The organism is Psychrobacter aquaticus CMS 56, from assembly GCF_000471625.1.
Classification (GTDB): Bacteria; Pseudomonadota; Gammaproteobacteria; order Pseudomonadales; family Moraxellaceae; genus Psychrobacter; species Psychrobacter aquaticus.
This window is the reverse complement of the sequence record NZ_AUSW01000014.1, coordinates 109,334-116,429: the sequence shown is the minus strand read 5'-3', so window position 1 is coordinate 116,429 and position 7,096 is coordinate 109,334. Positions and strand designations below refer to the sequence as shown.

Below are 7,096 nucleotides of genomic sequence, written 5' to 3'. Positions count from 1 at the left end.
TATCCAAATCAAAACTGCTACCACAGCGCTAAGAGTAATATATACGAATTGCGGCGTTAGCCAGTCAGGATAAGATATTTGCACAACACACAACCTGTAATCTATAGAAAAGTAAGAGTGGAGAAATCATTTGATTTTTTAGTTCAAAAACAAACGAAAATGATGATAATGCTTGCTTATATTGGGTAGTCATTACTGGTTTTCAACCCGTATAGACGAGCCTCTATAAAAACATCTATTGAATAGAACACATTAAAAAACCCGTGCCATCAAGTGATAACACGGGTTTCAATTCTATATGGATAATTGAGGTTTTAAACGCTCAATACTGAATTAGTTTTTGTCTTTATCGATAATTTTATTGCCACCAATCCAAGGCATCATGCCGCGTAGCTTGGCACCAGTCACTTCAATTTGATGCTCAGCGTTGTTACGGCGACGAGCAGTCATTGACGGATAGTTAGTAGCACCTTCAGAGATGAACATTTTCGCGTATTCACCAGACTGGATGCGTTTTAGCGCGTTACGCATGGCTTCACGTGATTGCTCATTAATCACTTCAGGACCAGTCACATATTCGCCGTACTCAGCGTTGTTACTGATTGAATAGTTCATGTCAGCGATACCGCCTTCATACATCAAGTCAACGATGAGCTTAAGTTCATGTAAGCATTCAAAGTAAGCCATTTCTGGAGCATAGCCAGCTTCAGTTAAGGTTTCAAAGCCCATTTTTACAAGCTCAACTGCACCACCACAAAGAACAGCCTGCTCACCAAATAAGTCGGTTTCAGTCTCATCTTTGAACGTGGTTTCAATAATACCTGAGCGACCACCACCAACACCAGCCGCATAAGAAAGTGCGACTTGTTTGGCTTGACCCGAAGCATCTTGGTAGATTGCAATAAGATCAGGAATACCGCCGCCTTTCGCAAACTCAGAACGAACAGTATGACCTGGTGCTTTTGGTGCAATCATGATGACATCAAGGTCACTACGTGGTACAACTTGGTTGTAATGGATGGCAAAACCATGAGCGAAAGCCAACGTCGCGCCTTCTTTAATATTTGGCTCAATTACATCACTGTAAAGCTCTTTTTGAAACTCATCAGGCGTCAAAATCATAATCACGTCGGCAGCTTTTACGGCTTCTTCTACTTCAGCGACTTTTAAGCCTGCATTTTCTGCTTTTTTCCATGAGCTTGAATTGGCACGTAGACCAACTGTCACATCGACATCTGAGTCTTGTAGGTTAAGCGCGTGCGCGTGACCTTGTGAACCGTAACCAATAATGGCAACTTTTTTGCCTTGGATAATCGATAGATCACAATCTTTATCATAATAAACGTTCATAAGTAGAGTCCTTTTCCTAAATCATGGCATGCCATGGATAAATAAACGCTTAGGTTGCAGTCACTGTATTAAAATGATTTGCGATATAAGCGTTATGTTAAGTGTCGAATAGATACGTGTCAAACACCGTATTTGTAAAAATATTTGGAATATAATAAATGCTGATTATAGGCTTAGTGTTTTTTCGCCGCGGGCAATGCCAATCACGCCCGAGCGCACCACTTCCATAATGCGTTCACGACCAATCACATCGATAAAGCCATCAAGCTTTGCTTTATCACCAACAATTTGAATCGTATATAAATTGGCATTGACGTCAACAATTTGTGCACGGAAAACATCTGCACTACGTTTAATCTCTTCCCGCACATTCCCAGTTGCCCGTACTTTAATGAGCATCAGCTCGCGTTCAACATGTACGGTGTCTGATAAATTGAGCACTTTAACCACTTCAATCAATTTATGCAATTGTTTGGTGATTTGTTCAATTCTTTCAGGCGAGGTAATGGTCGTTACCGTCAGACGTGAAATACTTGGATCATCAGTAGGCGCGACGTTTAGCGTTTCGATATTATAGCCGCGTTGTGAGAACAAGCCGACCAACCGCGACAACGAACCCGCTTCGTTTTCCATCAATACCGAAATCAGATGTTGTTGTTGCATTAGGTACGCTCCCCTTTTGTTAGCCACATATCACGCATGGTTTGCCCAGCGATTTGCATCGGATATACATGCTCATTACGATCAACACAAACGTCAATAAATACCAGTCTGTCTTTTATAGCCATAGCTTCAGCCAACTGTGCTTCCATGGTTGCAGGATCAGTAATCTTGATACCAACGTGACCATAGCTCTCAGCCAATTTCACAAAGTCTGGTAGTGAGTTCATATAAGATTGGGCATGGCGACCTTCGTACAACATGTCTTGCCACTGTTTTACCATACCCAACTGTGCATTATTAAGGTTTAGGATTTTGACTGGTAAATTGTACTGTAGACAGGTTGACAGCTCTTGGATATTCATTTGAATAGAGCCTTCACCAGTAATACAAACCACATCGCGCTCAGGACAGGCAAGTTTCGCTGCCATGGCATATGGCAGACCAACACCCATCGTGCCAAGACCACCTGAGTTCAACCATTGACGAGGCTCATTGTACGTATAGTAAAGAGCCGCAAACATTTGATGTTGACCGACATCGCTTGTTATAATAGCTTTGCCATCCGTCACTTTACATAAGGCTTGTACGACACTTTGCGGCTTAATACCATTATCGGTGTTGGTGTCATAACGCAATCCATGACGTTTGCGCCACTCATTAATTTGTGACCACCAGTCTAATAAAGCATGTTGCTCAAGTTCTTTATCGTCACCAATAATGTCTAACATATCGGTCAACACAGATTTTACATCGCCGACGATCGGGATATGCGCAAGAATCGTTTTAGAAATCGAAGCAGGATCAATATCAATATGGATAATCGTCGCGTTCGGACAGAATTTTTTGACATTATTGGTCACACGGTCATCGAAACGCGCACCGACTGCCAAAATAACATCGGCATGGTGCATGGTCATATTGGCTTCATAAGTACCATGCATGCCGAGCATACCTAAAAACTGACGATCAGAACCAGGGAAGGTACCAAGACCCATCAACGTGTTGGTGACTGGTAGATTTAGTCGATGCGCCAGATCGGTAAGCTCTTCATGAGCTTTACTCCAAATCACGCCGCCGCCAGCATAAATAACAGGGCGCTGTGCTGACAGTAAGGTCTCAACTGCTTTCTTAATTTGACCAGTGTGGCCTTTTACCGACGGCTGATAAGAACGTATAAATACTTCTTTTGGATATTCGTAAGCAAATTTTTCGCTGGGTGCCGTCATGTCTTTTGGTACATCAATTACGACAGGACCTGGGCGTCCAGATTGGGCGATATAAAAAGCTTTTTTGACAATCATTGGGATTTCGCTGGCATGGCGTACTTGAAAGCTATGCTTAACGATAGGACGCGACACACCGACCATATCTGTTTCTTGAAAAGCATCCTCACCAATTAGGCTGCTTGGTACCTGACCTGCGATAACAACCATAGGCACAGAGTCCATATACGCTGTGGCAATGGCCGTCACCGTATTGGTTGCACCAGGGCCTGACGTTGCCAATACAACACCAGTGTTGCCAGTCACTCGCGAATAGGCATCTGCCATATGACCAGCCGCTTGCTCATGGCGTACTAAAATATGCTCGATGTTTTCTTGTTGAAACAAAGCATCATAGATGTGAAGAACGGCACCGCCTGGGTAGCCAAAAATGTATTTAACGCCTTCATCAGTCAGTGATTGCACCAACATCTCAGCGCCAGACATCATTACAGGCTGATGATTGTTTTCAGCAAGGCGTTGTTGCTTTTCTTCAAAATTTTTGGCAGCATTACCCGTTTGGGTATGTCCAGTCATATTTGGACTTTGCGTGGTTTGCGTCACTGTCGTCACCTTTTTTTGTGGCAAAGATTGCGTTATTTTATAAAAGAAAACAACCACGTTTGCACATTGTTATTTCTCTTGTAAAAATAAATGCTAATCCTTGTCCATACCAAGAATTTATGCCCGCTACATTTGGTTCATGCCGCTTTATAGAACAGCATATCACTCAAACACAGCAATATATTTTGGGTCAGCGTTGTGACAGAAGGTTATCGGTATACAGTGACAAGATAGATGCAGGCGCATCTACAAAAGAAGCTTATTATTGATGATGAATATCAGCAAGCACTTGTATAAATTGATTTATACAGATGCATTGATATAGACAAAAAAACTTTCATAGCAAGTACTACTCACGATATCAATAGATATCCTTATAGACTCATGAAGAAAATCCAATATCTAAACATATTGCCATATTTAATACGATCGCTAGAATCGCATTTAGCACTTTCAAATAATAAGTTTGTCTTAGTCATTGTAGACAGATAAGTCCGGAGACAATATACAAAGTGATCAGTAGGAGTAAATAGAACTACGACCTTCTTTGTATGATTGTCACAAAGAAAATAGAACCGCATAAGCTACCGATAAGTAACGCATGATTCTCATTTTCGAGTGCCACGGCAATGTCATAAGAGCCGTTCACTGACCAATCAACTGCTATCATATTCGATGGTTTGAGTGCTATTGTCAAGAAAAAATTCTAAAACCCATACCTAACTATTGGTTATTAAATAATATGCATTCATAATAATTATTTGTTAAAATAAAACGCTCGTACATTTTTAATACTAATAAAATGTTTAAATGTTATATTTACGCGTGTATACACATTTGTTTTTACCTATTAAGAGGATTGCCACCATGGCATACGCATCTAAAATCAATACCGCCGTCAAACTGCTTATCAGCACTGCGTGTATGCTAATGCTGTCGATGAATGCCAGCCAGGCTATTCAAGTTTATAAATCTATTGGTGCATATGGTGAAGTCAAATACAGCCAACATGCGCCACAAAATGGTAAAAACATTGAGGTGATTGAATTTCGTAGTGACGGTAGACAGAACAATACAGGACAGTTGGCCGGTAAAACAGATGCCAATCAAGATGTCAACGCCCAAAGCGCAGAAGAACAGCGGGTTGCACAGTTAGAAGCGCGTATTAAAGAACAAGAAGCCCAAGCCAATGCTCAACGTTGTCAATCATTACGCAATAATTTGACCAACTTAAATGTCGGTGGGCGTATCTATGAGATGGATGCCAATGGCCAACGTCAATATCTAGATGGCCGTGAAATTGAGCTTAAGCGTGAGCGTGTGCAGCAAGCAATCAACCAGTATTGTGCCAATCCTACTACCTAGTATTGATATTAGTGTTAATTATAGACATCAACGCCCAACTGCATAACATGACGAATGGCTGCTGGCATATCCTGAGCCTGTAGCCCTCGCTGTCCAATCAATAGCGCGTTATTGTCACTGTCAGCACGCCTCATTTGGTTAACAAGCGTATCTCCTGCTAAACCATGTATCATAACGGCTTGATGTAAGCTGCGCATATCTGATGTTAGATCTTGCTGCGCTAACAAACCCGCAATGACGCCAGACAGTACATCACCCATGCCAGCCGTTGCCATACCAGCATTACCCACGCCGCAAACGTAAATTTGCGCGCCCTTTGACTGCTGCTCTAACACCAAAGAACCAGCCCCCTTTAGCACCCAATCACCGCCATAAGTCGCAGCGCACTGTTTGATCGTTGCCAACCTATCGCTTTCTACCTCGCTTATATTTTTATCAAGCAATGTGGCAGCTTCTCCACTGTGCGGTGTCAAACGAACTGGATAGTCAACGCTGTAGTCTCGCAGTTGAGTGATAAGTTCATGATTGTCCCTACTCAATGAAGCCAAATGATATAGACCGTCAGCGTCAATCACTAATGGCTTTTTTTCTGCAATAGCGGCGTTAATGTAGCTGATAAATAGCGCCTTCGCCTTTTCATCACGGCCCAATCCCATACCAATAGCAATGACACTGGCTTCTTTAATTAAAGCTTCTACCCCATCTGTATCATGCAGATTAAGAGTCATTGCGTCTGGCAATGAGGTCAATAAAGCCCCGTGAAATCTCTCATGACAGGCGACTGTGATTTTTCCCGCTCCTGTTGCCATTGTACTAGCCGCAGACAGTATTGCAGCGCCGCCCATACCTTGTGACTGATCAACACGATTACCACCAATGACCAATACATGACCATAGCTGCCTTTATAGCTATTTTGACGACGTGCAGTTAAACGATGTGCCGTCTTTAATAACATGGCAACTGGTACATTTGCTTGATTGACGTCTTGACCATCGTTTTTATCAGACGCGGCTTGGTCAAAAACCTTTTGAAAAGGTATCAAGGGTATATCAATTATTCCTCCGCTGTAATCCATTCCATCTTTGGTATGCAGACCGAATTTTCGTGCAATCAAACAGAGCGTTATATCAGCCTGTATCGCTAAACGGTCAAATACCTCGCCAGTATCAGCCACCAACCCACTCGGAATATCGACGGCGATTGCTAAGGCGTTATTTTGTTGTACTGCATCATTAAACCTGCGGATTACCTGCTCATACACCCCTTCAGGTGCACGATCAAATCCAATGCCAAATAGGGCATCAATATAGACATCAGCAGATAAAGCTATGCCTAATGAGTCATTTGGACAGCTGTTGCTATCTTCAAAGCGCTGATAATCACAACGAGCAGCCAAGGCTACTTGTAGAGCTTTAGTCGCATCCGTCATTGGATGTGCTGTATTAGAAACTTCCGCTGTATGATTTATATCAAAATTTTGAGTTTCAAAACCGACGGTTATTACAGTTACCTGCCAGCCAGCTTGACGCAGATAATAAGCGATAAGCCAACCATCACCGCCATTATTGCCCCTTCCTACCCAAATACTGGCCTTGCGCTGGCTTGTGTCAGAACGATACATGCTAGTGCTCATTGATGATTGCGTATTTAGATACTTTTGCTCGTAAAGCTGTTCGATATGTTGCGCCATTTGCCAAGCGGCTTGTTTCATCAACCCGAAACTGTCATGACCTTCTGTAAACCATGCTTGTTCCATAGCGTATATCTGCTTGCTGCTATAAAGCGCTATGGGTGTTGTAGTTTTTGTATACAGTAAATTGCAGTGCGATTGCATAATCGATCCTCAGCTATTTTTACTATAGTCAGTTCAGTATAAAAACGAGTCAGCGGG

General features: G+C 42.4%; 5 protein-coding genes. 1 reads left to right on the top strand and 4 read right to left on the bottom strand.

Features of this window, described 5'->3' with window-relative positions; all coding sequences use genetic code 11:
- Positions 1-333: 333 nt before the first annotated feature.
- The 3 genes from ilvC to M917_RS03570 form a co-directional block, all read right to left on the bottom strand.
- On the bottom strand, positions 334-1,350 hold the full coding sequence (gene ilvC / locus M917_RS03580; protein ID WP_021813403.1) for a ketol-acid reductoisomerase: 1,017 nt from the start codon (positions 1,348-1,350) through the stop codon (positions 334-336).
- Positions 1,351-1,515: 165 nt separating this feature from the next.
- Positions 1,516-2,013: an acetolactate synthase small subunit gene (gene ilvN, locus M917_RS03575; RefSeq protein WP_021813402.1), complete on the bottom strand. Its 498-nt coding sequence runs from the start codon at positions 2,011-2,013 to the stop codon at positions 1,516-1,518.
- Positions 2,013-3,725, bottom strand: coding sequence for an acetolactate synthase 3 large subunit (locus M917_RS03570; protein WP_040641850.1), 1,713 nt, complete (start codon positions 3,723-3,725; stop codon positions 2,013-2,015). Before M917_RS03570 ends, ilvN begins: the two co-directional genes overlap by 1 nt.
- A gap of 981 nt (positions 3,726-4,706) precedes the next feature.
- Between M917_RS03570 and M917_RS03565 the strand changes: the two genes are divergently transcribed.
- The gene (locus tag M917_RS03565) at positions 4,707-5,204 is read left to right on the top strand and encodes a DUF4124 domain-containing protein (protein WP_021813398.1); all 498 of its coding nucleotides are present in this window, start codon (positions 4,707-4,709) and stop codon (positions 5,202-5,204) included.
- A 14-nt stretch (positions 5,205-5,218) separates the two neighbouring features.
- Here M917_RS03565 and M917_RS03560 read toward each other — a convergent pair whose 3' ends face one another.
- Positions 5,219-7,039 (bottom strand): bifunctional ADP-dependent NAD(P)H-hydrate dehydratase/NAD(P)H-hydrate epimerase, encoded by a 1,821-nt coding sequence (locus M917_RS03560; RefSeq protein WP_040641833.1) that lies wholly within the window; start codon positions 7,037-7,039, stop codon positions 5,219-5,221.
- Positions 7,040-7,096 lie beyond the last annotated feature (57 nt).

Excerpts from the sequence above, each read along its gene's own strand:
- ilvC (WP_021813403.1), bottom strand. The coding sequence starts at position 1,350 with ATGAACGTTTATTATGATAAAGATTGTGATCTATCGATTATCCAAGGC.
- ilvN (WP_021813402.1), bottom strand. The coding sequence starts at position 2,013 with ATGCAACAACAACATCTGATTTCGGTATTGATGGAAAACGAAGCGGGT.
- M917_RS03570 (WP_040641850.1), bottom strand. The coding sequence starts at position 3,725 with ATGATGTCTGGCGCTGAGATGTTGGTGCAATCACTGACTGATGAAGGC.
- M917_RS03565 (WP_021813398.1), top strand. The coding sequence starts at position 4,707 with ATGGCATACGCATCTAAAATCAATACCGCCGTCAAACTGCTTATCAGC.
- M917_RS03560 (WP_040641833.1), bottom strand. The coding sequence starts at position 7,039 with ATGCAATCGCACTGCAATTTACTGTATACAAAAACTACAACACCCATA.